Origin of the sequence: Hydrogenophaga sp., from assembly GCF_030651625.1 — a bacterium.
Classification (GTDB): Bacteria; Pseudomonadota; Gammaproteobacteria; order Burkholderiales; family Burkholderiaceae_C; genus Hydrogenophaga.
This window is the reverse complement of record NZ_JAUSCF010000035.1, coordinates 124,232-150,900: the sequence shown is the minus strand read 5'-3', so window position 1 is coordinate 150,900 and position 26,669 is coordinate 124,232. Positions and strand designations below refer to the sequence as shown.

The following is a 26,669-nucleotide window of genomic DNA, read 5'->3' as shown; positions in this document are numbered from 1 at the left end:
AGCGGGGCCTGAAGACCACCGAGGCGCTGGTGGTCCTGGCTCGCAAGCTGCTGCGCATTGCGTTTGCCGTCTGGCACAGTGGCACACCGTTTGACCCGCAGCGGGTAGCCCTGCGCGCTTGACGAAAACCATAGAACCTTTGCCGGGCCGCCAGCGCCGTCTCCCTCAGGGGAAGCCGCGCAGCGGCGCAGGGGTTCATATCACCTTTGCCCGCATGAGGTCGTTGCTGTTGAGCGCGCCGCACAGGCGGCCTGTCTCGTCGACCACCAGCACACTGGTGATGCGCGTGGCCTCCATGAGTTCTGCGGCGGTCACGGCCAGAGCGTCGGCTCGGATGGTGCGCGGGTCGGGGTGCATCACTTCGAACGCTGTGAGATTTCGCAGATCGCCGTTGTTTTCGCTCTTCTCGATCAGGCGGCGCAAGTCACCATCGGTAAAGATGCCCAATACACGGTTGTCGGCGTCGACGATGGCACTGGCTCCAAGGCCTTTGGCGCTGATCTCGCGCATCAGCGTCATCAGACTGGCCTCCTGCGTCACGCGGGGCAGGGCGTCGCCGATGCGCATCACGTCGCGCACGTGGGTCAGCAACTTGCGACCCAGCGTGCCTCCGGGGTGGGAGCGCGCAAAATCATCGGCCTTGAAACCACGCGCGTCCAGCAGCGCCACTGCAATCGCATCGCCCATGGCCAGCTGTGCGGTGGTGCTGGCGGTGGGGGCAAGGTTGTGCGGGCAGGCTTCCTTGTCGACCGAAGCGTCCAGCACCACTTCGGCGTGTTGGCCCAACGTGGACCGCACACGGCCTGTGATGGCCACCAGCGGCACACCCATGCGCTTGATCAGCGGCAGGATTGCGGTGAGTTCTTCGCTTTCCCCACTGTTGCTGATGCCCAGCACCACATCGCCCGGGGTGATCATGCCCAGGTCACCATGGCTGGCTTCTGCCGGGTGCACGAACATCGCCGGTGTGCCGGTGGATGCCAGGGTGGCTGCGATCTTGCGCCCGATGTGGCCACTCTTTCCGATCCCCATCACCACCACCCGGCCCCGACAGGCAAGCATCAGCGTCAGTGCCTGGGCAAAGCTGCCATCCACCCGCCGGGCCATCGCGGTGATGGCTTCGGCCTCGATCTGCAAGGTTTCGCGGGCAAATGCTGCCGCACGGGTCGGGTCGAAGGTGGCTGGCAACTGCATCGACGGATTATCGCCGTTGGCGGCCTTGCTGGCGGGCCAGCGCCGCCAGCGGCGTGGCGCCACGGCTTGCTGAAATGACAATGGTGCTGCTCCGTTCGGGAACAACGCTCAGCCCTTACCATCGGCTCCATGAATTCGCTCGACATTGCGCTCCTGTACCTGCTGGCCGCGGTGTTGGGCGTGGTGGCGTGCCGGCAGCTCAAGCTGCCCCCCATGCTGGGTTATCTGGTGGTGGGCATTCTCATCGGGCCCAATGCGCTCGCGCTGGCCCAGAACTCCAGCGGCATCCGCTACCTGGCCGAATTCGGCGTGGTCTTCCTCATGTTCGTGATCGGGCTGGAGTTCAGCCTGCCCAAACTGCGGGCGATGAAGCGCCACGTGTTCGGTCTGGGCTTGTCCCAGGTGGTACTGACCGTGCTCATCACCACCGGCGCTTCGCTGGCCCTGACGCTGATGCTGCCCACCTGGTGGGACATTTCGTGGCAGATCGCGCTGGCGCTGGGCGGGGTGATGGCCATGAGCAGCACCGCCATCGTGATCAAGCTGATGGCCGAGCGGCTGGAGCTGGAGTCCGAACACGGCAAACGGGTGATGGGTATCCTGCTGTTCCAGGATCTGGCGGTGGTGCCGTTGCTGGTGCTGATTCCCGCGCTGGCGGCCGACCCCGACAAGCTGCTGCCCGCGCTGGCACTGGCGCTGGTGAAGGCGGTGCTGCTGCTGGGATTGCTGCTCACGGGTGGCCAGAAGGTGATGCGGTGGTGGCTGACCCTGGTGGCACGCCAGAAGAGCGACGAGCTGTTCATGCTCAACCTGCTGCTCATCACCCTGGGCCTGGCCTGGCTCACCGAACACGCCGGCCTGTCGCTGGCGCTCGGCGCGTTCGTGGCCGGCATGCTGATTTCCGAGACCGAATACAAGCACCAGGTGGAAACCGACATCCGGCCGTTTCACGACGTGCTGCTGGGGTTGTTCTTCATCACCATCGGCATGATGCTGGACTGGCGGCTGGTGTTCGATCGCTGGCCACTCGTCCTGCTGCTGCTGTCGCTGTCGATCGGGTTCAAGCTGGCCCTGGTGACGGGACTGACACGCCTGTTCGGTGGATCCATGGGGGTATCGCTGCGGGTCGGTCTGTACTTGGCGCAAGGAGGCGAGTTCGGGCTGGTGCTGCTCACGCTGGCCGGCCAGAACAACCTGGTGCCACCGCAATTGTTCAACCCCATCCTGGCCAGCATGGTGATCTCGATGCTGGCCACCCCGTTCATCATTCTCTACACAAACGACATCGTCAGTCGGGTGGTGGGCAGCGACTGGCTGATGCAGTCGGTACAGATGACGAGCATTGCGCGCAGGGCCATCAACGCCGACAAGCACGTGATCATTTGCGGCTATGGCCGCTGCGGCCAGAACCTGGCCCGCCTGCTCGAAGCCGAAGGCATCCCCTACATGGCGCTCGATCTCGACCCCGACCGGGTGCGCCAGGCCGCCGCCGCCGGGCATTCGGTGGTCTTCGGCGACGCGGCCCGGCTGCAGGCACTGATGGCCGCGGGACTGCACCGCGCCAGCGCGGTGGTCGTGACCTACCTGGACACCCCCAGCGCCCTCAAGGTGCTGCACCATGCCCAGGAACAGGCGGTGCATGTGCCGGTGGTGGTGCGCACGGTGGACGATGTGGACCTGGAAAAGCTGCGCAGCGCCGGTGCCACCGAGGTGGTGCCGGAAGCCATCGAGGCCAGTCTGATGCTGGCCAGCCATGCCCTGGCCCTGGTGGGCGTGCCCATGCGGCGCGTGATCCGTGTGGTGCAGGAGCAGCGCGATGCGCGCTACAACCTGTTGCGCGGCTACTTCCATGGCGCCGACGACGACAGCCTGGACGAGATCGAACATGACCGGCTGCACACGGTGACCCTGCCGACCGCTGGTCGAACAGTCGGCAAGACACTGGGGCACCTTGCCCTGGAGGCGATCGGCGTGCGGCTCGTGAGCCTGCGTCGTGCCAACGGCAAGGCTGCTGTTTTTGACGACGACACCGTCATGGAAAGCGGCGACACCCTGGTGCTGGGCGGCAAGGCCCAAGCCTTGTCGCTGGCAGAAGACAAGCTGCTTTCTGGTTGAAAGCGCAGTCGATCCTGGATGCTCCGGGCCCGCCAGCAACGAACCCGGAGAGTGCTTGAAACCTTGAATGCCGTGTGGTTTATGTAACCACACAGTTTGCTGAGTTACTCATCGGTAACTATGCTCGCGGTTTTTAACCCCCGTGGAGACTGCAAGATGGATCGTCGATTGTTTCTGGGCGCTGGCATGGCTGGCGCCGCCACGCTGACCTTTTCTTCCGTGTGGTCGCAGAACACACCCAATTTCGGCGCGCCCACGCTTCCCGAACCCGGCTTTCGCAAACTGAAGGTGGGCGCGATGGAGGTGATCGCCCTCAACGATGGCGCGCTGCGGCGCCCGCTGGGTGAAGAATTCGTGCGCAACGCCCCACTGGAACAGGTCAAGGCCATGCTGGCGTCGCAGAACCTGCCCACCGAGTATGTGGACATTCCCTTCACACCCTATCTCATCGTCAGCGGCAACACCAAGTTCCTGATCGACACCGGTTTCGCCGACAACGGGCCGCCAACCACTGGCCGACTGGCCGCCAACCTGGCCGCCGCCGGTCACAGGGTGGAGGACATCGACCACGTCATCATCAGCCACTACCACGGTGACCACATCAACGGTCTGCGCAAAAAGGACGGCTCGCTGATGTTCCCCAAGGCCAAGGTGCACGTGCCAGCGCCCGAACATGCCTTCTGGTTCGACGACACCAAAATGAACGCCGCTCCACCGGCAGCCAAAGGCGCTTTCGAGAACGCCAGGCGGGTCATTGGCGGCCTGCCGGCCGAGCAGCTGGTGAAGTTCGAACCTGGTGCCGAGCTGGCGCCCGGCATCGTCACCTCGGCCGCTTTTGGGCACACCCCCGGCATGAGCCTGGTCACTGTGCAGTCTGAGGGTCAGTCCTTCATGTACGTGGCCGACGTCACCAACATCCCGTCGCTGTTCGCCCGCAGTCCGGATTGGGCCGTAGCCTTCGACATGGATGCCGAGATGGCGCGCCAGACCCGCCGCCGGGTGTTTGACTCGCTGGTGGCCAGCAAGATGACGATGGGCGGTTTCCACTTCCCCTTCCCGACCATGGGCACGCTGGAAGCCGCTGGCAACGGCTACCAGTTCAAGGCCCTGGCCTGATTGCCTGCCCGGAGCAAGGCCTGACGGTCATCTGGCCTCTTCGCTTTTGAGGCATCACCCCGGCCAAGTGCCGGGGTTTTTCGTTGGAAAAGGCTGGCCCATAATGGCCGATCCGCAATGGACCGACCCCATGGACACCTCCGACTATCTGAAATCCCACATCCGCACCGTGCCCGACTGGCCCGCGCCCGGCGTTCAGTTCCGCGACATCACGCCGCTGCTGCAAGATCCCAAGGTGTTTCGTGTGCTGATCGACACCTTTGTGCACCGCTACATGGCCCCCGAATTGCGACCCACGGTGGTGGCGGGTCTCGACGCCAGGGGTTTCATCATTGGATCGGTGCTGGCCTACGAACTTGGCGTGGGCTTCGTGCCCATTCGCAAGAAGGGCAAACTCCCCTTCACCACGGTGGAAGAAACCTACGAGCTTGAATACGGTAGCGCAACGGTCGAACTGCACACGGATGCCGTGCGGGCTGGGGACAGGGTGCTGCTGATCGACGACCTGATCGCCACCGGCGGCACCATGATGGCAGGATGCAAGCTGCTGGAAAAGCTGGGCGCCGAGGTACTCGAAGGCGCCGCGATCGTGGATCTGCCAGAGCTTGGCGGATCAGAGAAGCTGCGAGATTCGGGATTGGCGCTTTTCACTCTGGTGGATTACGCCGGGCACTGAGCTCTGACCCCACCTGTAAAGCGGCGGAGCTTGGGAGAACGAGCCAGCCTTGCGGCACGAGATGCCTCATTCCGGAGATACCGTGGAACCGCCTTTGCCGGGCCAGTGGTATCGCCCCCTTGTGGGGGGGGTCACGCGCGAAGCGCGGCGCGGGGGTGGGCAAACGCTCCCGCGCAGTGGCGGAGCGTGGTAGCAAAAACTCTCAGAGCTTGCCGTACTGGGTATCGCTCAGCGCACTGAAATCACTGTGGGATTCAGGGACAGGGAGGTTGGTCTCTTCTTCCAGTAGCGGACGGCGGATCGGATTCGCCGCCTTCTGCAGCGCCCGGCGAAAGGCCTCCACCTCTTCCGCCTGAACACCTTGCACGCGGGTTCTTTCCGGGTTCAGGTCGGGCGCCGGAATGGCCGTGACGCTGGGTTCGACAGGTTCCCGGCGGGTCTGTGCGGCCACCGCCGCTTTCAGCGCAATGCCCCGCTGGTCATGCACCGCCTTGCGGCGCCAGTACACCGAGCGCACTTCCATTTCGTGCCTGGACTGGGCGCTCGCCTGAATCCAGCGCTCGATCTCCAGCAGGTATTCGTCGGGCATGCTCTCGGTAGGCAAAGCAAGGTCGACCAGCACCAGGAAGCCGTCGCCGTTCGCGTCCAGTGTGAGCACCTTGAATTCGTAGCTGGTGGACAACACACCACCACGGATCATCGACTCTCGCACCACGGAGAACAGCTGCTCGCGACGCAAGATACGCCGACCCCGGCGAGGGGAGATCAGCGGCAGTGTGGTCTGCGCAAACGTCCGCCGGCCTCGGCCTGAACCGCCCGAACGGCCGGCGGTGGTTTTTTTGGCTCTTAGCCAGTTGAGCATGAACATGTTGTGAGTATGCGCAGCATGCTGCGGCGCAATGGTTGATTTAACAGGAGCGTTTGGGATCCGTTTCGCCGCACTTGGAAACCAATCGCTCGTCAGGTGACGGCAATGCGTTTGGGGCGGTTGTACATGCGGCGCGCCAGTACCGCCGACATGGCTACAGTGAGTTCGAGGGCAAGGTCGGGATGTCTCACCGACAGCTCTCGGAACCGCAGCGGGGTGAGGCACCACAGCCGGCAGTCGCTGCCCGCGTGAACGGTCGCGCTGCGCGGCAAATGGCTGAAGAACGCACCTTCTCCCAGCACCGACCCTGATCCGACCACCGCAATGCGAATGCGCTCCTTGCTGTCTTCGTAGTGCACCGTGAGCGTGCCGTTCTCCACAAAATAAACCGTTCGATCCTTCACACCCTGCTCAATCAGCACCTTTCCCAACTGAAGGGACACAGGCTGAAGGTAATTGGCCACGATCTGCCACTGGGGCTCGGTGAGATTCAGTGGCACGGCGTCCAGCGCATTGCAATGCCGCATGGCATAGGCCAAGGCAAGGATATCTGGGCGTGTGGTCGCAGTGACGACGTCTGTCATGGGAGCAAGATAACCGCCCACAAGCTTCGCCCGCAATGTGTATTTACCGCTTATTACAGTTGGGCTACCGGCGGCATCTGACCGCGCCCGAGCGGCGACTTAGGTGTTATTTACCGATGCAAAAACGCGAAAAGATCTCGCCCAGCAAGTCATCGGCGCTGAACTCCCCCGTGATTTCACCCAACGCGCCCTGAGCCAGCCGGAGCTCCTCGGCGAGCAGATCCAGGTGTTCGGCCTGTGCCGCCAGCAAGTCTGAAGCAGTGGCAAGGTGAGCGTCAACCCTGCTCAGCGCCTGAAGGTGCCGTTCGCGGGCCATGAACAAACCCTCACTGCCCTGTTGCCACCCTGCCAGCGCCAGAAGGCGTTGCCGAAGCAAGTCGATACCGTCGCCTCGCTTGGCAGACAACAGAATGCCCTCTGGCCCAGCCACGGCAGCGAGGGTCGTGTGGGTGTCTCCCGGACACTGGTCCAGCTTGTTCCACGCCTCAACAACCGGGACACCTGCCGGCAACGCAGCCGCGATCGCTGCATCGTCGGCCTGGTACCGGGCAGCGTCATACCGCGTGAGGTCATGAAGGAACACCACCGCATCGGCCTGTGCGATCTGGCCCCAGGCCCGCTCGATACCGATACGTTCCACCTCATCGACCTCCGGGCTGTCGCGCAAGCCTGCGGTGTCGATCACGTGCAAGGGAACCCCCTCAATCTGAATCGTCTGCTGCACCACGTCGCGGGTGGTGCCCGGGATGGGTGTGACGATGGCCAGTTCAGCACCTGCCAGCGCATTGAGCAAGGAACTCTTGCCCGCGTTGGGCTGGCCGGCGATCACCACTTTGAGTCCGTCGCGCAACAACGCCCCCTGGCGGGCTTGTGACCGCACCGCAGCCAAAGCGGTCTGCAAGCGCTGCAACTGCCCTGTGGCATCGGCTTTCTGCAGGAAGTCGACGTCTTCCTCCGGAAAATCGAGCGTGGCCTCGACCAGCATCCTGAGGTGAATCAACGCATCTCGCAAGCTGTGCACGCGCTCTGAAAATGCGCCGGCCAGCGAGCGACTGGCACTGCGCGCAGCGGCTTCGGTGCTGGCGTCGATCAGGTCGGCCACCGCTTCGGCCTGCGCGAGGTCGAGCTTGTCGTTCAGAAAGGCCCGTTCGGTGAACTCGCCGGGCCGCGCCGGCCGCAAGGCGGGCAACAAGGGCTGGCCTTGGTTCGCGCCTGACAGGGCTACCGCCAGACAACGCGCCAGCAACAGTTGCAGCACCACCGGTCCACCGTGGCCCTGCAATTCCAACACGTCCTCTCCAGTGTACGAGTGGGGCCCCGGAAACCAGATGGCGAGTCCATGGTCGATCGGCTGGCCGTGTTCGTCAGGAATGGGCAGGTAGGTGGCCTCTCGCGCACGCAGGTCGCGGCCCAACAAGGCGCGTACAAAGGGCGCCAATCCACGGCCAGACACGCGCACGATGCCCACCGCACCGCGACCGGGCGCGGTGGCGATGGCGGCAATGGGATCGTGCTGGGTGCTGAGCATGGCGCGATTCTGCAGCAAGGGATTTCAGAAATGGAAAGGGCCCGCAGATGCAGGCCCAGTGGAAAGCAGTGACTCGGTCCAGGGACACCGAGGAACCGGCTTGGCCGGGCCTCTGGTGTCGTCCCCCCCTCCGGGGGGAAGCCGCAAAGCGGCGCAGGGGGAGCCCTTACTTCTTGAACAGATCAAACGGAATCGTGAACTTCAGCGGAACACCCATGCGGTGGTTGATGTGCGCCTGTTGCGCAATCGTCAGCACGTTGTTGGTGATCCAGTAGAGCACCAGACCGGCCGGGAAGAAGAAGAACATCACCGAGAACATCAGCGGCATCAGCCACATCAGCTTGGCCTGCAGCGGATCGGGCGGCAGCGGGTTCAGGGCGGTCTGGATCATGGTCGTCACGGCCATCACCAGCGGCAGGATAAAGAACTGATCCGGTGAAGACAGGTCGGTGATCCAGCCTATCCAGGGCGCGTTGCGCATCTCCACGCTGGAAAGCAGCACCCAGTACAGGGCAATGAACACGGGAATCTGGATCAGGATCGGGAAGCAGCCGCCCAGCGGGTTGACCTTTTCTTCCCGGTACATCTTCATCATTTCCTGCTGCATGGCTTGCGGATTGCCTTTCAGGCGCTCCCGCATTTCCATGATGCGCGGATTGATCTTCTTCATCTTGGCCATGCTGCGGTAGGCAGTGGCATTGAGCCAGTAGAACGCCGCCTTGATCAGCACCACCAGCAGCACGATGGCCCAGCCCCAGTTGCCAACGAAGCCGTGGATCTTTTCCAGCAGCCAGTACAGCGGCTTGGCCAGAATGGTCAGCCAGCCATAGTCCTTGACCAGTTCCAGTCCTGGTGCAATGGTTTCCAGCACCTTCTCTTCCTGAGGCCCCACGAACAGCACGGCCTGCTGGTTCAATGACTGGCCCGGCTCCAGAGCCGGCAGTGCCGTGATGGCACCCACCGCGTAGAGGTTGTTGTCGATGCGACGGGCAAAATTCTCGCGCGCCACACCGGCTTCAAGCACCCAGGCCGAGGCGAAATAGTGCTGAACCATCGCCACGTAGCCGTCGCTGCTGTTCTTTGTGAAACTGGTCTTGTTCTTCTCAATGTCGGCAAACTCCACCTTCTGGAACTTGTTCTCTTCGGTGTAAACAGCCGGGCCGGTGAAGGTGGAATAGAAAGGTGTGTCGCTGGAGAGCTTGCTGCCGTCGCGCACCAGCTGCAGGTACAGCTGCGGGCTGACCGATTGGCCGCTGTTGTTGCGCACCTCGTGCTGCACCGCAATGTCGTACTGCCCGCGCTTCAGCGTGTAGGTCTTGATCAGCTGCACACCGCCGACCTCGGCCGATTCGAAACGAACCTGGAGTTCGTTTTGCCCGTCGACAAGGGCTGCCGGGCCGCTGGCCAGGGTCATCGGCGTCTTGTGGGTGGGGAAGTTGCCACCGATCAGGCCGGTCTGGGCCAGATAGATGCTGCTGCCGTTTTGCGTCAGAAGGGTGAAAGGCAGTTCGCTCTGGTCCTTGCTGGTGCGCGTGGCGGCGGCATGCTCAAGCAGGTCGGCACCGATCAGCGACCCGCCTTCGGTGTTGAAGGTGAGCCTGAGCACGTCGGTCGTGACCACGTGGCGCTGGGCCACTGCGGCAGGTGCACCGCCAGGGGCTTCACCCACGGCAGCCGTGCCGGGCAGGCCAGGTGTGGCCGTGGCGGCTGGCAGGCTGGTATCGGCCAACGGGCTGGGCCCTGTGCTGGCGGCAGGTGCAGCCACGGGCGCGGAGCTGGGGAAGAACGTAGGCTGCTGACCATTGTGGATCTGCCATTTGTCCCAGATCAGGACCATGGACAGACCAAATACCACCCAGAGGATGGACCGACGGATGTCATTCATGACGCATTTTTCTTTTCTGAGGAAGATGGGATCAGACGGGAAAACAGCGGTGGCACTTTCTCCGGCACCGGGTCACACCCCCCGTCGCACCAGGGATGGCAACGGCCAATACGCCGGACGGCAAGGTAGCTTCCACGCGCAGCGCCATGGCGGTTCAATGCTTCCAGTGCGTATGCAGAGCAGGTGGGTTCAAAACGGCAACTGCTGCCCAGCCAGGGGCTGAGCAGCAAGCGATAGCCCTTGACCAGCGTGACCAGAAAGTTTCGCGGCCAGTCAACCAGCATGGGCGGTCTCCAGCACGGGTGCCTTCGATTCTGGCCGGGCCACCCGTTCCATCAGCTGCTCAAGTTCTGCGCGCACGGCGCGCTTGAGCTCCACCGATGTGGCACTCAGGAACTGCTTGCGGCTGAATTCGCTGCGCAGGCGCACCACCATGGCAGCCTTAGGCAACATGGGTGCCATCGCGCGCGCGGTTTCGTAGATCTGCCGGCGGATGGCGTTTCGCGTCACGGCCCTGCGGGCCCAGCGTTTGGGCAGCAGCACACCCAGCCAGGTGTCGGCCACGGGGAACAACGGACGGGCATCTCGCACGTGAGCCAGGCCCGTGCTGTGCAGTGCAAAGTGGGGTGTTTTGGCCACGGGTGCACCGGCCATGACGACCTGAAACTGCTGTCGGGACCGGAGCCGCTGCATCAGAGAACAATCGCAAGGCTCGCCACGGACCTGGGCCGCACCAGACATGGCCGGCACCACACATCCGGGCTCAGACGGCCAGGCGCTTGCGGCCTTTGGCGCGGCGGGCGTTGATCACGGCACGGCCGCCGCGGGTCTTCATGCGAACCAGGAAGCCGTGGGTGCGGGCGCGTTTGATCTTGGAGGGTTGGTAAGTGCGTTTCATGGTGCTCGGTAGTAATCGGGGAAACCCGCAATTATCGCAAAGAATCCTGTTGACCGGCAAGCACTTGGCGGTGACACCCGTGAAGCGACTTCAATCACGAGGTAGGGGTGGGAGCAAAAATCCATTTGCGCCCTTGTGGATAAGTGGACCGCCGCACTACAATCCCCGGCCAGCCCCGATCCGATTGTCCACATCTTCAGAGCACCCGAATTCCACATGATCGAGGGCACTTCCTCCGCCAGATTGCCGGCCCATGCCACCTCTTTGTGGCAGTCCTGTATCGAACAACTGGCACAAGACATTCCTGAGCAGCAGTTCAATACCTGGATCCGACCCCTTTCGGCCACGGTGGCCGACGACCGCTCCAAAGTGGTGGTGGCGGTGGCCAACCGCTTCAAACTCGACTGGATTCGCGCCCAGTACGCACCGCGCATTTCTGCTCTGCTCGAGAACATTCAAGGTCACCCCGTGGTGCTTGAGTTGGCACTCACTCCGCGTGAAGGCCCCAGCAGAACATCCCCTGCCCCGCGTGCTTCTCAAGATCCGTTGCTGGCCGAAGTGCCCGACCTCGCGCCAGCGGAGGTGATCCACCCCAGCGGCCCCAAGACCCGACTGAATCTGGCGCTGACCTTTGGCTCACTTGTGGAAGGCTCTGCCAACCGGATGGCGCGCGCCGCCGCCATGCACGTGGCGGGCAGCCTTGGCCAGTTGTACAACCCGCTGTTCATCTACGGTGGCGTCGGTCTGGGCAAGACCCACCTGGTGCACGCCATCGGCAACCATCTGCTGTCCGACCGCCCGAACGCCAAAGTTCTCTACATCCACGCTGAACAATTTGTTTCCGATGTGGTCAAGGCGTACCAGCGCAAGACCTTTGACGAATTCAAGGAGCGCTACCACTCGCTGGACCTGCTGCTGATCGACGACGTGCAGTTTTTCGCCAACAAGGAGCGCACGCAGGAAGAGTTTTTCAACGCCTTTGAAGCGCTGCTGGCCAAGAAGAGCCACATTGTGCTCACCAGCGACACCTACCCGAAGGGCCTGGCCGACATCCACGAACGGCTGGTGTCGCGCTTCGATTCGGGCCTGACCGTGGCCATCGAGCCGCCGGAACTGGAGATGCGGGTGGCCATCCTGATCAACAAGGCGGCCGTGGAAAATGCCGTCATGCCTGAGGAAGTGGCGTTTTTTGTGGCCAAGAACGTGCGTTCCAACGTGCGCGAACTGGAAGGCGCACTGCGCAAGATCCTGGCGTATTCGCGCTTCAACCAGAAGGAGATCTCCATCCAGCTGGCCCGGGAGGCCCTGCGGGACCTGCTGTCGATCCAGAACCGCCAGATCAGCGTGGAGAACATCCAGAAAACAGTGGCCGACTTCTACAAGATCAAGGTCGCCGACATGTACAGCAAGAAGCGCCCGGCGAGCATTGCTCGTCCTAGGCAGATTGCGATGTTCCTGGCGAAGGAGCTGACCCAGAAAAGCCTGCCGGAAATTGGCGAGCTGTTTGGCGGACGCGACCACACCACGGTGTTGCACGCGGTGCGCAAGATTGGCGCCGAACGCCAGCAGAACACCGAGCTCAACCAGCAATTGCACGTGCTGGAACAAACACTCAAGGGGTAACCACAGCGCCATGCCCGGTTCATGCCCGCGAAAACCCGAATGACGCTGCTTCATTCATTGAAGCGTCCGCAATCGCACTTCTGGCGCGTTTCCATGGGCCCCCGGCAAAAAGGCGAAAATAGAGGGTGTTTTGCTTACACCGAGGTTCAGGCAGGCGAGGCAAGAGAACCCGGCCATCCGGCCACAAGCGACGAAAGAGTCTGAAATGATCGTTTTGAAATCGACCCAGGACAAGGTTCTGGCCGCGCTGCAGTCGGTGGCCGGCATTGTGGAGCGACGCCACACGCTGCCCATCCTGGCCAACGTGCTGTTGCGAAAGACCGGGTCTCAGCTGCAGCTGACCACCAGCGACCTGGAAATCCAGATCCGCACCACCGCAGAACTCGACGGCGACGAAGGCAACTTCGTCACCACCCTGGGCGCGCGCAAGCTGATCGACATCCTGCGCACCATGCCCGGCGACCAGACCGTGAGTCTGGAGTCGAGTGCGGGCAAGCTCATCCTCAAGGGCGGCAAGAGCCGTTTCACGCTGCAGAGCATGCCGGCGGAAGACTTCCCCCTGGTGCAGGAATCTGCCAGCTTCGGCCCGGCCTTCAGCGTCCCCCAGAAAACACTCAAGAACCTGCTGGGTCAGGTTTCGTTTGCGATGGCGGTGCACGACATCCGCTACTACCTCAACGGCATTCTGTTCGTGGCCGAAGGCAAGCAGCTCAGCCTGGTGGCCACCGACGGTCACCGCCTGGCGTTTGCCTCTGCCACGCTGGACGTGGAAGTGCCCAAGCAGGAAGTGATCCTGCCGCGCAAGACGGTGCTGGAACTGCAGCGCCTGCTGAGCGACAAGGAAGGTGCGATCGAGATGCAGTTCGCTGCCAACCAGGCCAAGTTCAGTTTTGACGGCATGGAGTTCGTCACCAAACTCGTCGAGGGCAAGTTCCCCGACTACAACCGCGTGATCCCGAAGAACCACAAGAACATCGTCACGCTGGGTCGCGCGCCGCTGCTGGCCTCTTTGCAGCGCACCGCCATCATGACCAGCGAGAAGTTCAAGGGCGTTCGCCTGAACATCGAGCCCGGCGCACTGCGTGTGGCGTCGAGCAACGCCGAACAGGAAGAGGCCGTGGACGAGCTCGATATCGACTACGGTGGCGACACCATCGAGATCGGCTTCAACGTCACCTACCTGATCGACGCGCTGCAGAACATGTCGCAGGAAATGGTGCGTGTCGAGCTCTCCGACGGCAACAGCTCGGCGCTCGTGACCAACCCCGACGACAACGCCTTCAAATACGTTGTGATGCCCATGCGGATCTGATCCGCCCCTGTTCAGAGTGCCCAGACCAACCCGCGCAGAGCGGGTTTGGCGTTTTTAAGTGTCAGAGAAATCCACCATGTCCGAAGCGAATCCGTCCGCCAAACCCGGCTCCGAGTCTGTCAACACAGGTGAAGCGGGCTCTGCCAGCTCCAACTTCCAGCCCACCATCGACGCCCATCAGGTGGGGGCCAGCGAAGGCTATGGCGAAGGCTCGATCCAGATCCTGGAAGGCCTGGAGGCGGTGCGCAAGCGCCCGGGCATGTACATCGGCGACACCTCTGACGGCACCGGCCTGCACCACCTGGTGTTCGAGGTGGTCGACAACTCCATCGACGAAGCGCTGGCCGGCCACTGCGACGACATCTTGGTCACCATCCACACCGACAACTCCATCAGCGTGGTGGACAACGGGCGGGGCATTCCCACCGGCGTGAAGATGGACGACAAGCACGAGCCCAAGCGCAGTGCCTCTGAAATCGCACTGACCGAGCTGCACGCCGGCGGCAAGTTCAATCAGAACAGCTACAAGGTCTCTGGCGGCCTGCACGGCGTGGGCGTGAGCTGCGTGAACGCGCTGAGCCAGTGGCTGCGCCTGATCGTGCGCCGCGACGGCCAGGTGCACCAGATTGAATTTGCACGTGGCTTCGTGCAGAACCGCTTGATTGATACCACCGCCGACGGCATCGAGGTTTCACCGATGCGGGTCACCGGTCCCACGGAGAAGCGCGGCACCGAAGTGCATTTCCTGCCCGACTACGACATCTTCCGCGAGAACGCCGATTTCCACTACGAGATCCTGAGCAAGCGCCTGCGCGAACTCAGCTTCCTGAACAACGGCGTGCGCATCCGTCTGAAGGACGAACGCACCAACAAGGAAGACGACTTCTCCGGCGCCGGCGGTGTGAAGGGCTTTGTGGACTTCATCAACAAGGGCAAAACCATCCTGCACCCCAACGTGTTCCACGCGCTGGGCGATCGCGCGAGCGACCAGGGCACCAACATCGGCGTGGAAGTGGCCATGCAGTGGAACAGCGGCTACAACGAGCAGGTGCTCTGCTTCACCAACAACATTCCGCAGCGCGACGGCGGCACCCACCTCACCGGCCTGCGTGCCGGCATGACGCGCGTCATCAACAAGTACATCGAAGAAAACGAACTGGCCAAGAAGGCCAAGGTGGAAGTCACCGGCGACGACATGCGCGAAGGCCTGTGCTGCGTGTTGAGCGTGAAGGTGCCCGAGCCCAAGTTCAGCAGCCAGACCAAGGACAAGCTGGTTTCCAGCGAAGTGCGTGGCCCGGTGGAAGACATCGTGAGCCGCCTGCTCACCGACTACCTGCAGGAACGCCCGAACGACGCCAAGATCATCTGCGGCAAGATCGTGGAAGCCGCGCGCGCCCGCGAGGCCGCACGCAAGGCCCGCGAAATGACGCGCCGCAAGGGCGTGCTCGACGGCATGGGCCTGCCCGGCAAACTGGCCGACTGCCAGGAGAAAGACCCGGCGCTGTGCGAGATCTACATCGTGGAGGGCGACTCCGCCGGCGGATCTGCCAAGCAGGGCCGCGACCGCAAGTTCCAGGCGATTCTGCCGCTGCGCGGCAAGATTCTGAACGTGGAAAAAGCGCGCTACGAAAAGCTGCTGACCAGCAACGAAATCCTCACACTCATCACCGCACTGGGCACCGGCATCGGCAAGGCCACCGGCGCTGGCGGCAGCACCGGGGTGGACGACTTCAACGTCGCCAAGCTGCGCTACCACCGCATCATCATCATGACCGACGCCGACGTGGACGGCGCGCACATCCGCACCCTGCTGCTGACCTTCTTCTACCGCCAGATGCCCGAGCTGGTGGAGCGCGGCCACATCTACATTGCGCAGCCGCCGCTGTACAAGGTCAAGGCCGGCAAGGAAGAGCTGTATCTGAAAGACGCGCCCGCGCTCGACGGCTTCCTGCTGCGCATTGCGCTGCGCGAAGCCAAGGTGTTCACCGGCGGCGCCACCGGCACCACGCTGGAAGGCGACACCCTGGGCGAACTGGCGCGCAAGCACCAGGTGGCCGAGAGCGTGATTGCGCGCCTGTCCAACTTCATGGACGCCGAAGCGCTGCGCGCCATGGCCGACGGCGTGTCCATCAACCTCGACAGCGTGGAACAGGCCGAAGCCAGTGCCGTGGCGTTGCAGGCCAAACTGCGTGAACTGAGCACCACCGGCATACCCGCCGAAGTGGCGGGCGAGTTCGATGCCCGAAGCGACAAACCGATGCTGCGCATCAGCCGCCGCCACCACGGCAACATCAAGTCCAGCATCATCACGCAGGACTTCGTGCACGGCGCCGACTACGCGGCGCTGGCCAACGCCGCTGAAACTTTCCGTGGCCTGCTGGGCGAAGGCGCCAAGGTCATGCGCGGCGAAGGTGACAAGCAGAAGGAAGAAAAAGTGGGCGATTTTCGCGTCGCCATGCGCTGGCTCATCAGCGAAGCCGAACGCACCACCAGCCGCCAGCGCTACAAGGGTCTGGGCGAAATGAACCCCGCCCAGCTCTGGGAAACCACCATGGACCCGACCGTGCGCCGCCTGCTGCGCGTGCAGATCGACGATGCGATTGAAGCGGATCGGGTGTTCACGATGTTGATGGGCGATGAGGTGGAGCCGCGGCGGGAATTCATTGAGGCGAATGCGCTGCGGGCGGGCAACATCGACGTTTGATTGCCATGTAGACAACGCCAGAACCTGGGAAATCGAGGCCCATAAGTTGAGAGGCTTATGGGCTTTTTGTCGTCTATTGCTGTTCTTGACATATCGAAACTCACACCCAAGTTCGGCCTTGTACCGATAGACGAGGACAAAGCTTCACGTTTTGTATCGTTTTATCGGTACAAATCAGAAAGGCGACGGCGAGATTTCATTGAGAAGAATACTGCGGGCGAGGAATATCGACGTTCAATTGCAAGTCATCTTTCAGCGCCGACCTGATGGCCACTTCTGAATGCGTCATTTGTCATTCTTGGTATTTTTTTGAAGGCAAGGGCACTATTGTCAGCTTGCCGCAGAGACAAGGCGAACTGTCCAATGCCCGCCATTCTCCTGCTGCGCCTTGAGCAAGTCGTATGTCTTGAGCATGTCCAGCAAGCCCGAGTGACCGTAGTTCTTTGGTGAGAACGAAGGATCTGCACGCTTGAGATAGGAGCCCAACCCGCCCACACTGACTTTGCCTTCGGATGTATCCGCGGCCAGCAGGGTAACGGCCTCAACGACGAACATGGGGCGCTGCTTTTGGGCAGGCTTGACGGAGTCGGACTTGGCGGAAGCTTTGGGCAACTCCGTGGCGGCGGGTTCGGTCTTCACCCATTCGAAGAACTGATCGCTCGCATTGCGCAGCGCATCCGGGCTCTTGGCCTCCCCCACGATGTGCACGGTGGCGCCGCGCTCGCGCAGTTTGCGGCAGAGATAAGCGAAGTCGGAATCGCTGGTGACAAGGCAGAAGGTATCGGCTCGCTCGTCGAATAAGGCTTCCACAGCATCGAGCGCCAACGCAATGTCGGACGTGTTCTTGCCGGCTGCGTATTGGTATTGCAAGCAGGGGGTGAAGGCGAGTCGGACCAAGGCCTCTTGCCACTTGTTGGCGAGGGTGGTGTGATTCCCGTAGCCACGGCGCAAAACGACGCGACCAAATTGGGCAACGACGCGCAGCGCATACTCGAGAATTTCGGGGGAGGTGTTGTCACAGTCCACCAGAACGGCGACGCGCGATTCGTTGTCTGCGCTTTGGTAATTTCCTGCCATGGTGCCTGCCTCGCTGAGGTTGAAGCTTGCATCATAGGCAATGCCATTGAGTTACCGCGTGTCTCGCTGTTCAAACCTGCCCAATACCTCGAGGGTTTCCGCCACGGTCGCGAATACATCGACCACCTGGGCCTGCTCCGGACCATGCTGCGCCCAATCCACCAGTGCCTGCACCGCTTCCGCAGATCCACACGCCACCGCTTCCACGCTTCCGTCAAGGCGGTTTCGCACCCAGCCATTCACTCCCAGGCGTTGCGCCTGCTGAGCCATGCTCCATCGATATCCCACCCCTTGCACGCGGCCGGTGATGCGCAGGTGGCGGGTGAGGACGTCAGCCATGGTGCAAGCCTGGTAGGGCCATGAGAACAGGGCAGCAGCGTACCGCCTGCGCAATCAGGTGCACTGCGGCACCGGCAGGGCCGATGCCGGCAGGCCGAACACTTTGTCAAACGCGAGGTTGAAGACGAAGGTGTAGACGAGAAAGAAAACGATCAGACCCAAGTCAAGCACGAGGGCCTGCCAAAGTGAAATATTGAACCACCAGGCGAACAGCGGCACGAGGAGGATCACCAGACCACTCTCGAAGCCAACCGCGTGCGCCGCGCGCCGGCCCAGACTGCGCCCTCGCTTGATCTGGCGGCTTTCCCAGCGCTCGAACAGGGTGTTGAAAACGAGATTCCACATCACCGCAATCGCTGAGGCGGCCACGGCCACGACACTCGCGTGACCCATGCTCTTGCCGAACAACAAGGCCAGCGCGGTGGTGGAACAGGCGATGGCGATGATTTCGTAGAGCGTGACGTAAACGAGTTTTCTCTTGATGCCCTGCATGGCGTTCGGTGACTGGAGTGCGGGTACTGTGTGGAGCCGAGCGCCGACGGTACGGGCACGGAAGCAAGGATGTTAGTGGGATCTCACTGACGATAAAAGTCAGTTAATATCAATATTTCTGATATGTTGCGTCCATGGCCTTCTCCAGCGACAACGTCCGGGTGTTTCTAGCGGTGCTGGACTGCGGCTCTTTCTCGGCGGCTGCGCGCCACCTGGGCCGGGTGCCATCTGCGGTGAGCATGACGATTGCGCAACTGGAGGCCGAGCTGGACCTGACGCTGTTCGACCGCAGCACGCGCGAGCCGCGTCCCACCGATGTGGCCCGCGCGCTGGAGCCGCAGGCGCGGCAACTGGCCCGGCAGTTGAGGCAGCTGCAGGCACACGCGCAACAGTTGCACCAGGGCCTGGAACGGCGGCTGACGCTGGCCATCGCGCCGGAACTGCTTTCGGCCCCCTGGAGCCGGCCACTGGCCGTGCTGGCGGCTGAATTTCCTGCACTGGACGTGGAGGTGCTGTCGGCCCCGCAAGCGGATGCGCTGCGCATGCTGTACGCCGGCGAGGCGCATCTGGCACTGGTGTTTGAGCGCCCCGGCACCGACGAGCGGGAGTCTTTTCAGGAAGTGGGGCACGAAACCCTGGTGGCGGTGATGTCGCCTGACCACCCGGAAGCGCGCGGCCGCCAGACCCGCTGGCGGCTGGAAGACCTGGTGGACGTTCGTCAGATCGCCGTCGCCGGTCGAGACCGTCATGCAGCCGACCCGCGCGTGCTGGTGGCACGCCAACTCTGGCGCACCGACAGCCACCTGGCCACGCTGAGCCTGGTGCAGGCCGGGCTGGGTTGGGCCTATCTGCCTCAGCGCCTGGTGGAGCCGCTGGTGGCTTCGGGGCAGTTGACCGAGGTTCAGTTTGCGAACATGGGCAACCAGTTGCGGCTGTGGGTGGATGTGGTGTGGCAGAACGACCGGCCGCTCGGGCTGGGGGCAAAGCGGTTCATTGAATTGATGGAAAGCGCGTGACACCCGCGCCGCCGCCCGCTCACCAGCGGGGCGAGGGAGTGAAGACACGCACGCCGTTCAGCGCAACACCACATACATCGTCGCTGGCGGAAACCGCAGTCGCAATGTGCCGCCCTGTCTCTGCACGGGCACAGCAGCCAAGGGCATGCCGTTCATGTCCAGCGCGGTGGCACGGCGCAGGTACGGGTTGCGCAGGCTGACCTGGATGCGGGGCTGCACCACCTGCCAGGGTGCACCGCCATAAGACTCGATTTCCCAGCCCGGTGCTGTGCCGCCGCCTTCCAGCGCAAGCGTGACCGGCTTTTCGCGCCAGCCGGTGGGTCGGCTCTGGGTGGCGTACTGCAGCAGCACCGAGCGGGATTCGTCGAGCGGCTTGTCGTCCAGCGAGGTGGCCATGAGGGCACCAAAGGGGTTGTCCGAACGCACGCCGAGCGTGCTCAGCTGGTGGACCGGCGCCCGATGAAAATGGGCGGCCACGCCCTGGGTCCTGGGCGTGTCGACAGTGGCCACGCCCAGCCGGTGATCGAGCGTGAGTTCACCGGTGTTGGCCCGGATGCGGTCCCCGTCCGTCCACGCACCCAGATCGGCGGCGTAGGTGGCGGCTGCGAGGTCAGCCCCCAGTCGCACCTGCACCGGACCCACCAGAAACGCATCGGGAGACACCGCAGCGCGGCTTGCGGGCCCGGTGCGCGCACCGGCGCCGGTGTCGCGGTTGGGGTCGAAGCTGGCGCCCTCGAAAAGCCGAGGAGTCTGGCGTTGCCACAGGGCGGGCAATGGCCGCTGCTCCACCAGCACCGGCTGGCCGGTTCGAATGTCGCCACGGCGGTAGGCCAGCGCCGCAGCCGGAAAGCTGCCCAGCACCTCAGGCGTGACGAAGGTCCACTTGTGCTGGGACGGCTGGTAGCCGTTGGCCGAATGCGGCGGGGCCCAGCCCTCGTGAACCGTGGCAAACCAGTGGTAGGCGGCCACACTGGTGAGCGAGGTGTAGGCCGCGATCAGGAACGGGCCTTCGGCGCCGTGGGCGTTGGGCAGCACCCACGCGCTTTCCGTGACCATCATGGGACGGCCCTGCGTCTGTTTGAGGTTGACCGGCAACAGGTGCGGTTGCAGCAGCGCGCTGTCGCTGGTGAAACGGTCGCCCTGCATGATGGCCCAGCCGTTGTCCGGGCCCTGGTGCACACCACCGAAGTAGTGGTTCACCGCATCAACCTCGCCCGGCAGATAGCTCCAGCGCTCCACATCGCCCAGTCGTTCGGCACTGGCGGTTTTCCAGTTGCCCGCGTTGATGAGGGACTTCATGCCCAGTTCCTTGCGCAGGTAGTCGACCATCTCGCGATTGAAGTCGTGCATGGTGCGCGCGTAGAACTCGGTCTGGTCGGCGATGCGCCGGCCGCGCCCATTCTGCGCGGGCGGCTGCGTGAGTTCCCAGATATTGACCAGGGCGAGCCGACCGGCCGCGGGCTGGTCGCCTTCCATCCCGCTGCGGCCCCATGCGGCTTGCGCCGCCTCCAGCGAGCCGTGCTTGCTTTGGACAAATTGGGCGAAGCGGCGCTCCAGTGCGGCGCGCTGTGGCCCCTGGATGGCATCGACGGTCCAGAACAGCAGGCTGTCTTCGTTCTGCAACTGGAACACGGCCAGGCTCGGGTCCTGCGCCAATGACAGCCCGGTGTAGGGGTTCTTCTCGGTCAGAAGCTTCTTCAGCCAGACCTTGTAAGCCGACCGCAATGTTTCATCGAAGAACAGCAGCCCCAGCGCCGCTTGCTCGTTGCCACCGGCTATCCCCCAGCTTTGAGCGAACTTCATGGGCACGGCCCAGTAAGGCGAGAGCGTTGTGTAGATGCCCTCCTTGCGCATGGCCGCCACCATGCGCCAGATGGCATCGCGCTCGGCTTCGTTGATGTCGGTCAGCAACGCATCGGGGTGGGTTTGCAGGTCGGGGCTGATCTGGCGGTGCTGACGCACCATGTTCACCCCCCGCTTGGCCAGAAAACGCGCGTGATGTGCAAGGTCGCTTCCGCCCTGGGGCCACAGCGGACCGCGCGCCACCTGCGGCTGGCGGTCCACATCGCTGTTGACGGCCCAGAAGCGGATCGGCTGACCATCTGGGCGCACAAAACGCCCCTGCTGGTTCACCTGCACAAAGCCGGACTGCCCGGCCACAGCCTCGTTGAGATGGCGCAGGTCCAGCAACGCACCGGTCTGGAACCGGTCCCGCTCGGGGCTGAAGGCCCAGGTGGACGGTGCGGCGGTCTGCGCGTGTGCGGCGACCGCCAGCAGGAGCCCCGCAACGCTGCCCAATGACCCTGCAGGGTATCGACAACCGCGAAAAAATCGATAAAAGGTGGCGTTGATCACGGCGCTCGGTGCCTCTCCTGAAGGGTGGCAGCCCTGCGGCATGCCATGCGAAGACCAGTATCGCACCGGGTTTTTGCTGAAGACCGTGGCAAAGGTCCATGTGGTGGGGATGGATCGCCTGGATGTGGGAAGGTTCGTCCATCAAACACAGGGGTGGCAATCGGCGCGACCTGCGTTCGACCGGATGAACAAGCGTTCAACCGTGCTCGCAACGGGCGCGCGTTCAATTGGTTGGACGAGGAGGCAAAAAAGGAGGCACTCTGTGCCTCCTTTGCGGGTTTCGGCCACAGACGCTGCCAAGTGCGTCTGCGGTCCCACATCAACGCCGCCCGTTGGCGTGCGCGTGGCGTGAGGAACGACCGAGCCAGCCCACCAGCAGGGCGGCAACCGCTCCCACACCGGCGGCAATCGCCACCGCCTTGACGGGTTCGTCCTTGATGTAGTTCACCGTCTGGTCGCCGGCGCGAAGGGCTTGTTCACGGACGGCCTCCTTGGCACGGCGCGCACGCTCCAGTCCTTCTTTCGAAAGCGCTTCGGCCTGGGCGGCTGCGCGAGCCAGGGCCGACGGCACTTCTTCCTGCAAGGCCTCGAAGCCCTCGCGCAACGACTTCGAAGCGTCGGCGGCGGCGCGCCTGGTGGCCACCAAGGTCTGATCGGCCTCGCGTGCGGCGCGGTCAGAGAGGTCGCTCGCGGTGGCGACGGCGTTGTGGGCGAGGGTCTCGGCGTTCTTGATCATGATGAACAGGCTCCTTCAAGTGATTGGATGGAATGAAATTGGGGGTGACGCAGGCTCAGCGCCTGCGGGAAAGGCCGAACAGGAACGAGATGATGGCCATGACGAGGAACACGCCAAAAAGAATCTTGGCGATTCCGGCAGCGCCTGCGGCGATACCGCCAAAGCCCAACACGGCAGAAATCAGAGCGATCACAAAGAAGACGACGGCGTAATGCAACATTTTTGACTCCTGTATGGGCCCTGCGTTGCCGCTGGGCCGGCACTTCGCAACGACCACCGTTGCAATGACTCCACTGTAGGCAGCCATCGACGCGCTGAATGCAAGCAAAAGCCGCGTGGCAGCGTAGGATTGCGCCGACATGCAAACTGGTCTGGCGCCCCACCGAGTCTCAAGCGGCTGCGTGCCGGATCGGTCTTGCTCAGGTGCCCCCGGGTGCCCCTTTCGCGTTCACCCACCTTCATTTCTGCTCCGGTGATTCTGATGCGACGCAACTCCTTTCAGTCAGGCAGCCTGCGCCTGCTTGCTTCAAGCTGTCTTTGTGTGTGCCTGGGCTTGCTGGTGACTGCCTGTTCGAGCCTGCCACCGCGCACCGCCTCCCTGCCCGACGGGCAGACCGGACAGGTCAACGTGCGCGGCGCCACCGGACAGGTGTCGGCCCAGGCCGGTCGCAGCACCTTGCGTCGCCTCGCCGGAGAAGGCCAGGGGGACCTGCTGACACACCATCTGCAGACACTGAGCGCGAGCGGCGACACGGACCTGATCCGTGGCAATCGCACCCGCCTGCTGGTCGACGGCCCCGCCACATTCACCGCCATGAAGGCGGCGATCGCCCAGGCCAGGGGTCGGGTGTATCTGGAGAGCTACATCGTCGAAGACGGTGGTGTGGCCGCCGAGGTGGCCGATCTCCTGCTGCTCAAGGCGGCCGAGGGCGTCAAGGTCTCGCTGATCTACGACGCGGTGGGCTCGATCACCACGCCACTGGAATTTTTTGACCGGCTCAGAGACGGCGGCGTGTCGGTGTGCGCCTTCAATCCGCTCAACCCGGTCCGCCGCCCCGGGTACTGGGGCATCACGCACCGCGACCACCGCAAGCTGCTGGTGGTGGACGAAGACGCCGCCTTCACCGGCGGCATCAACATCAGCCGCGTCTACGGATCGAGCTCGTTCGGCAGGCGCCGCGCCGCAGCATCCAGAGACTCGCTGACCGACGGCTGGCGCGACACCCAGATTGAACTGGAGGGGCCAGTGGTGCCGGTGCTGGCGAAGGTGTTTGAATCCACCTGGCGGGACCAGGGCTGCAAGGGCGAACTGGGCACCCCCGCCCCCCGGCGTGGCGCGGCGGAGCCTGGCCAGCGGGTGGTCAAGGTGCTGCCCAGCGACGCGCGCGAACCGGAGAACCGGATCTACAGCGCGTTGCTGGCGGGCATCGACGCGGCCCAGGTGAGCGTGCGGCTGACCATCGCCTACTTTGCGCCCGGCAGCGACTTTGTCCAGGCGCTGATCGAAGCGGCTCGGCGCGGCGTGGCGGTGGAGCTGGTGCTGCCGGGACGGGGTGACTCGCTGCTGGCACTGCATGCGGGCCGCTCGTATTACACCGACCTGCTGGAGGCCGGCGTTCGCATCCACGAGATGCAGCACGCGGTGATGCACGCCAAAACGGCCGTCATCGACGGCGTGTTCTCCACCGTGGGGTCGAGCAACCTGGACTGGCTGAGCTTCGTGACCAACAACGAACTCAATGTGATCGTGCTGGGCGACGATTTTGGCGCCGAGATGACCGCCCTGTTTGAAAAGGACCGCGCCGCATCCGAACCGGTCACGCTGGAGGCCTGGCACCAGCGGGGGCTGCACCTGCGCATGTTCGAGGGAATGAGCCGGATGATCGAGCGGTGGTTGTAGGCGTGCCCCCCTGCGCAAGGGGAGCTACTGAATGAGGCCGTTTTTTACCGCGTAGTAGGTCAGATCGCTGTTACTGCCCAGCTTGAGTTTTTGCAGCACGCGAGTGCGGTAGGTGCTCACGGTCTTGACGCTGAGAAACATGGTCTCGGCCATGGCGCCGATGGTCTCCCCTTGAGCGAGGCGAAGGAACACCTGCATTTCGCGCTCCGACAAGTGCTCGTGCAAGGGGCGGTCTTCGGCGGGCCCGAGCGCACTGTCGGCCAGCAACTCGGCCACCGCCGGGCTGATGTAGCGGCGCCCGCGTGCCACCACGCGGATGGCAGCGACGATGTCTTCGGGCGGGCATTCCTTGTTCAGGTAGCCGCTGGCACCAAAGCGCAGCAGGGTGGTGGCGTACTGGGCTTCGGGAAAACCGCTGAGGATGAGCACCGCCAGATCGGGGTAGCGCGCTTTGATGGCCTGCAGCGCATCCACACCGCCGTGATCGGGCATGGATATATCCATCAGCAGCACGTCGACGTTGCCCTCGCGCACCAGTTCCAGCGCCTCGCGGCCGTCGTTGGCCTCACCCACCACCCGCAGGTCCACATGCTCGGAGAGAAACTGGCGCAGACCGGTGCGCACGATGGCGTGGTCGTCGACGATGCCTACTTTGATCATGAAGTTCTCGGTGATTCGGATGCCGAAAATCTAACAGGCCTGCGGCGGGGCAATCCGTCCAGCTCTCACACACCAGACTCACTCCCGCACCAAGGTGGAGGCCGGCCAGCTCTGCGTGAGCGATTGTCGCCGTATGCCCGACGGGCGGAAAGCCCCAGTTCGCCACTGTCCGGGTTGATGGCCGGCGCATCGGCGTTGTCCTACAAAAAACCCGCCGTTTGCCCGACAGGCCTGCATTTCCAGCCCACCTACAGTGAAGTCACGGCAACGCGCTGCAAGCGACGCAGGCCGGGGTCGGTACCCACCGACCTGCCAAACCTCATCAATTTTCAAGGAGAAGCACATGAACTGGGATCGAATCGAAGGCAACTGGAAGCAAGCCAAGGGCAAAGTCATCGAGCAGTGGGGCAAGCTCACAGACGACGACTTCGACGTGGTGGCGGGCCGCCGCGAACAGCTGGCCGGCAAGATCCAGGAACGCTATGGCTGCGCCAAGGACGAGGCCGACCGCCAGGTCACCGAATGGGAGCGCAAGCTCGGCGACGACTGGCTGAGCAAGCCCTCCAGCGTGCGACCGACCGACAAGGTCTGATCGAGCGAACGCCACTTTGTGTCGGTCGATGTCGGCATTGTCCGACACGCCGATGCGGCGTCTGCCGACCGACACACCCCCTTCTGAAATCCATCATTGACCCATCCGCCGGACGTCCCGGCGGGAGGAAAAGGACATCACCATGACACACAGCAAACGTTACACCGCCCTGATCGCAGCCGCCGCAGCCACCGCCTTGATGGCGGCCTGCGGCCCATCCGACAATCAAACCGCAGGTCAGCAGATCGATCGGTCCGCCGATTCCGCTCGTTCGGCGACCAACGAAGGCAGTACCACCGTGCAGGAAGCCACCCGTGACCTCCAGGCTGCAGGGTCTCAAGCCGGTGAAAAGATCGGTGATGGTGCGAACGACATGGCCATCACCGCCAAGGTTCAGGCGGCTCTGGCCGCCGACGGCGCACTCAGCGTGATGGACATCGAGGTGGACACCGAATCCGGCCGTGTGGCGCTGATCGGCACCGCACCCGATGAAACCGCGCGTGAAAGGGCCACCAGCCTGGTCACCGCCATTGACGGCGTGGTGGCTGTGGACAACCGCCTGTTGGTGGAAAAGAGCAGCTGAACGCCTGAGGTTCCACTGGGGGATGGCCACCAGCGAGGTGGTCATCCGCCCGCTTCAATCTGGAGGAAAACATGAAAATCGCTCACATCGTGCTGGCTGCGGCCACCGCTCTCTCTGTTGTCCAGCTCACCGGCTGCGCCGTGGCGCGCGACCAGCAAACCGTTGGCGCGTTCATAGACGACGCCACCATCACCACCCGCGTCAAGGCGCGATTCGCCCAGGACTCGACGGTCAGCGCGCTCGCGATCAATGTCGAGACCCTGAACGGCACAGTGCAGCTGTCGGGCTTTGCGAAGACAGGTGTCGAACGCTCGCACGCCGAATCCCTGGCCAGGGCCACACCCGGCGTGAAGTCGGTTCGCAACGACATCATCATCCAGTGACCACTGAAACCTGAACGCTCATCGGTCGCGCCC

At 63.3% G+C, this 26,669-nt stretch carries 26 protein-coding genes; 11 read left to right on the top strand and 15 right to left on the bottom strand.

Annotated elements, in window-relative coordinates:
* Positions 1 to 195: 195 nt before the first annotated feature.
* Positions 196 to 1,194 (bottom strand): SIS domain-containing protein, encoded by a 999-nt coding sequence (locus Q7V46_RS17525; RefSeq protein WP_304914856.1) that lies wholly within the window; start codon positions 1,192 to 1,194, stop codon positions 196 to 198.
* Between the two features lie 129 nt (positions 1,195 to 1,323).
* Between Q7V46_RS17525 and Q7V46_RS17520 the strand changes: the two genes are divergently transcribed.
* From Q7V46_RS17520 to Q7V46_RS17510, 3 genes are all read left to right on the top strand, one after another.
* Positions 1,324 to 3,309: a monovalent cation:proton antiporter family protein gene (locus tag Q7V46_RS17520; RefSeq protein WP_304914852.1), complete on the top strand. Its 1,986-nt coding sequence runs from the start codon at positions 1,324 to 1,326 to the stop codon at positions 3,307 to 3,309.
* A 156-nt stretch (positions 3,310 to 3,465) separates the two neighbouring features.
* Entirely contained in the window at positions 3,466 to 4,425 is a 960-nt protein-coding gene (locus Q7V46_RS17515) for an MBL fold metallo-hydrolase (protein WP_304914851.1), read from the top strand.
* A gap of 130 nt (positions 4,426 to 4,555) precedes the next feature.
* Positions 4,556 to 5,101, top strand: coding sequence for an adenine phosphoribosyltransferase (locus tag Q7V46_RS17510; protein ID WP_304914850.1), 546 nt, complete (start codon positions 4,556 to 4,558; stop codon positions 5,099 to 5,101).
* 202 nt (positions 5,102 to 5,303) lie between these two features.
* Here the strand turns inward: Q7V46_RS17510 and Q7V46_RS17505 are convergent, their stop codons facing one another.
* The 7 genes from Q7V46_RS17505 to rpmH all read right to left on the bottom strand — a co-directional run bounded on the left by Q7V46_RS17505 (position 5,304) and on the right by rpmH (position 10,864).
* Positions 5,304 to 5,963, bottom strand: a complete 660-nt coding sequence (locus tag Q7V46_RS17505; protein ID WP_304914849.1) for a hypothetical protein — start codon at positions 5,961 to 5,963, stop codon at positions 5,304 to 5,306.
* A 98-nt stretch (positions 5,964 to 6,061) separates the two neighbouring features.
* On the bottom strand, positions 6,062 to 6,553 hold the full coding sequence (locus Q7V46_RS17500; RefSeq protein ID WP_304914848.1) for a Crp/Fnr family transcriptional regulator: 492 nt from the start codon (positions 6,551 to 6,553) through the stop codon (positions 6,062 to 6,064).
* A 106-nt stretch (positions 6,554 to 6,659) separates the two neighbouring features.
* Positions 6,660 to 8,081, bottom strand: a complete 1,422-nt coding sequence (gene mnmE, locus Q7V46_RS17495; RefSeq protein WP_304914847.1) for a tRNA uridine-5-carboxymethylaminomethyl(34) synthesis GTPase MnmE — start codon at positions 8,079 to 8,081, stop codon at positions 6,660 to 6,662.
* A gap of 166 nt (positions 8,082 to 8,247) precedes the next feature.
* A complete protein-coding gene (gene yidC, locus Q7V46_RS17490) occupies positions 8,248 to 9,966 on the bottom strand; it encodes a membrane protein insertase YidC (RefSeq protein ID WP_304914846.1) in 1,719 nt (572 codons plus the stop codon).
* On the bottom strand, positions 9,963 to 10,250 hold the full coding sequence (yidD, locus tag Q7V46_RS17485) for a membrane protein insertion efficiency factor YidD (RefSeq protein WP_304914845.1): 288 nt from the start codon (positions 10,248 to 10,250) through the stop codon (positions 9,963 to 9,965). Before yidD ends, yidC begins: the two co-directional genes overlap by 4 nt.
* A complete protein-coding gene (locus Q7V46_RS17480) occupies positions 10,240 to 10,659 on the bottom strand; it encodes a ribonuclease P protein component (protein ID WP_304914844.1) in 420 nt (139 codons plus the stop codon). The genes yidD and Q7V46_RS17480 overlap by 11 nt, the downstream gene beginning before the upstream one ends.
* Before the next feature lie 70 nt (positions 10,660 to 10,729).
* Entirely contained in the window at positions 10,730 to 10,864 is a 135-nt protein-coding gene (rpmH, locus tag Q7V46_RS17475) for a 50S ribosomal protein L34 (RefSeq protein WP_066096666.1), read from the bottom strand.
* 216 nt (positions 10,865 to 11,080) lie between these two features.
* Here rpmH and dnaA point away from each other — a divergent pair, with 216 nt between their 5' ends.
* The 3 genes from dnaA to gyrB all read left to right on the top strand — a co-directional run bounded on the left by dnaA (position 11,081) and on the right by gyrB (position 16,503).
* Positions 11,081 to 12,487 carry a chromosomal replication initiator protein DnaA gene (gene dnaA, locus Q7V46_RS17470; protein WP_304914843.1) on the top strand — a complete coding sequence of 469 codons (1,407 nt, stop codon included), beginning with the start codon at positions 11,081 to 11,083 and terminating at the stop codon, positions 12,485 to 12,487.
* Between the two features lie 205 nt (positions 12,488 to 12,692).
* Positions 12,693 to 13,799 (top strand): DNA polymerase III subunit beta, encoded by a 1,107-nt coding sequence (gene dnaN / locus Q7V46_RS17465; protein WP_304914842.1) that lies wholly within the window; start codon positions 12,693 to 12,695, stop codon positions 13,797 to 13,799.
* Positions 13,800 to 13,875: 76 nt separating this feature from the next.
* Entirely contained in the window at positions 13,876 to 16,503 is a 2,628-nt protein-coding gene (gyrB, locus tag Q7V46_RS17460; RefSeq protein WP_304914841.1) for a DNA topoisomerase (ATP-hydrolyzing) subunit B, read from the top strand.
* A 330-nt stretch (positions 16,504 to 16,833) separates the two neighbouring features.
* On the opposite strand, the gene Q7V46_RS17455 is transcribed toward gyrB, so the two are convergent.
* Genes Q7V46_RS17455 through Q7V46_RS17445 form a run of 3 tightly spaced genes read right to left on the bottom strand, consistent with a single transcriptional unit; the run spans position 16,834 to position 18,411 of the window.
* On the bottom strand, positions 16,834 to 17,580 hold the full coding sequence (locus Q7V46_RS17455) for an NYN domain-containing protein (protein WP_304914840.1): 747 nt from the start codon (positions 17,578 to 17,580) through the stop codon (positions 16,834 to 16,836).
* A 51-nt stretch (positions 17,581 to 17,631) separates the two neighbouring features.
* Positions 17,632 to 17,919 carry an acylphosphatase gene (locus tag Q7V46_RS17450; protein WP_304914839.1) on the bottom strand — a complete coding sequence of 96 codons (288 nt, stop codon included), beginning with the start codon at positions 17,917 to 17,919 and terminating at the stop codon, positions 17,632 to 17,634.
* A 54-nt stretch (positions 17,920 to 17,973) separates the two neighbouring features.
* Positions 17,974 to 18,411, bottom strand: a complete 438-nt coding sequence (locus Q7V46_RS17445) for a PACE efflux transporter (protein WP_304914838.1) — start codon at positions 18,409 to 18,411, stop codon at positions 17,974 to 17,976.
* A 134-nt stretch (positions 18,412 to 18,545) separates the two neighbouring features.
* Here Q7V46_RS17445 and Q7V46_RS17440 point away from each other — a divergent pair, with 134 nt between their 5' ends.
* On the top strand, positions 18,546 to 19,427 hold the full coding sequence (locus tag Q7V46_RS17440; protein WP_304914837.1) for a LysR family transcriptional regulator: 882 nt from the start codon (positions 18,546 to 18,548) through the stop codon (positions 19,425 to 19,427).
* 57 nt (positions 19,428 to 19,484) lie between these two features.
* Here the strand turns inward: Q7V46_RS17440 and Q7V46_RS17435 are convergent, their stop codons facing one another.
* From Q7V46_RS17435 to Q7V46_RS17425, 3 genes are all read right to left on the bottom strand, one after another.
* Complete coding sequence (locus Q7V46_RS17435) at positions 19,485 to 21,782, bottom strand: hypothetical protein (RefSeq protein ID WP_304914836.1); 2,298 nt, start codon at positions 21,780 to 21,782, stop codon at positions 19,485 to 19,487.
* A 319-nt stretch (positions 21,783 to 22,101) separates the two neighbouring features.
* The gene (locus Q7V46_RS17430) at positions 22,102 to 22,518 is read right to left on the bottom strand and encodes a hypothetical protein (RefSeq protein WP_304914835.1); all 417 of its coding nucleotides are present in this window, start codon (positions 22,516 to 22,518) and stop codon (positions 22,102 to 22,104) included.
* 55 nt (positions 22,519 to 22,573) lie between these two features.
* Positions 22,574 to 22,738, bottom strand: a complete 165-nt coding sequence (locus Q7V46_RS17425; protein WP_304914834.1) for a DUF1328 domain-containing protein — start codon at positions 22,736 to 22,738, stop codon at positions 22,574 to 22,576.
* A gap of 261 nt (positions 22,739 to 22,999) precedes the next feature.
* On the opposite strand from Q7V46_RS17425, the gene Q7V46_RS17420 reads away from it, so the two are divergent.
* Entirely contained in the window at positions 23,000 to 24,418 is a 1,419-nt protein-coding gene (locus Q7V46_RS17420) for a phosphatidylserine/phosphatidylglycerophosphate/cardiolipin synthase family protein (RefSeq protein WP_304914833.1), read from the top strand.
* 24 nt (positions 24,419 to 24,442) lie between these two features.
* Here Q7V46_RS17420 and Q7V46_RS17415 read toward each other — a convergent pair whose 3' ends face one another.
* Positions 24,443 to 25,078 (bottom strand): response regulator transcription factor, encoded by a 636-nt coding sequence (locus tag Q7V46_RS17415; protein WP_304914832.1) that lies wholly within the window; start codon positions 25,076 to 25,078, stop codon positions 24,443 to 24,445.
* A gap of 343 nt (positions 25,079 to 25,421) precedes the next feature.
* Between Q7V46_RS17415 and Q7V46_RS17410 the strand changes: the two genes are divergently transcribed.
* The 3 genes from Q7V46_RS17410 (at position 25,422) to Q7V46_RS17400 (ending at position 26,636) form a co-directional block, all read left to right on the top strand.
* Positions 25,422 to 25,670 carry a CsbD family protein gene (locus Q7V46_RS17410; RefSeq protein ID WP_304914831.1) on the top strand — a complete coding sequence of 83 codons (249 nt, stop codon included), beginning with the start codon at positions 25,422 to 25,424 and terminating at the stop codon, positions 25,668 to 25,670.
* 142 nt (positions 25,671 to 25,812) lie between these two features.
* Entirely contained in the window at positions 25,813 to 26,253 is a 441-nt protein-coding gene (locus tag Q7V46_RS17405; RefSeq protein WP_304914830.1) for a BON domain-containing protein, read from the top strand.
* Positions 26,254 to 26,324: 71 nt separating this feature from the next.
* Positions 26,325 to 26,636: a BON domain-containing protein gene (locus tag Q7V46_RS17400; protein ID WP_304914829.1), complete on the top strand. Its 312-nt coding sequence runs from the start codon at positions 26,325 to 26,327 to the stop codon at positions 26,634 to 26,636.
* The last annotated feature ends 33 nt before the right edge of the window (positions 26,637 to 26,669 follow it).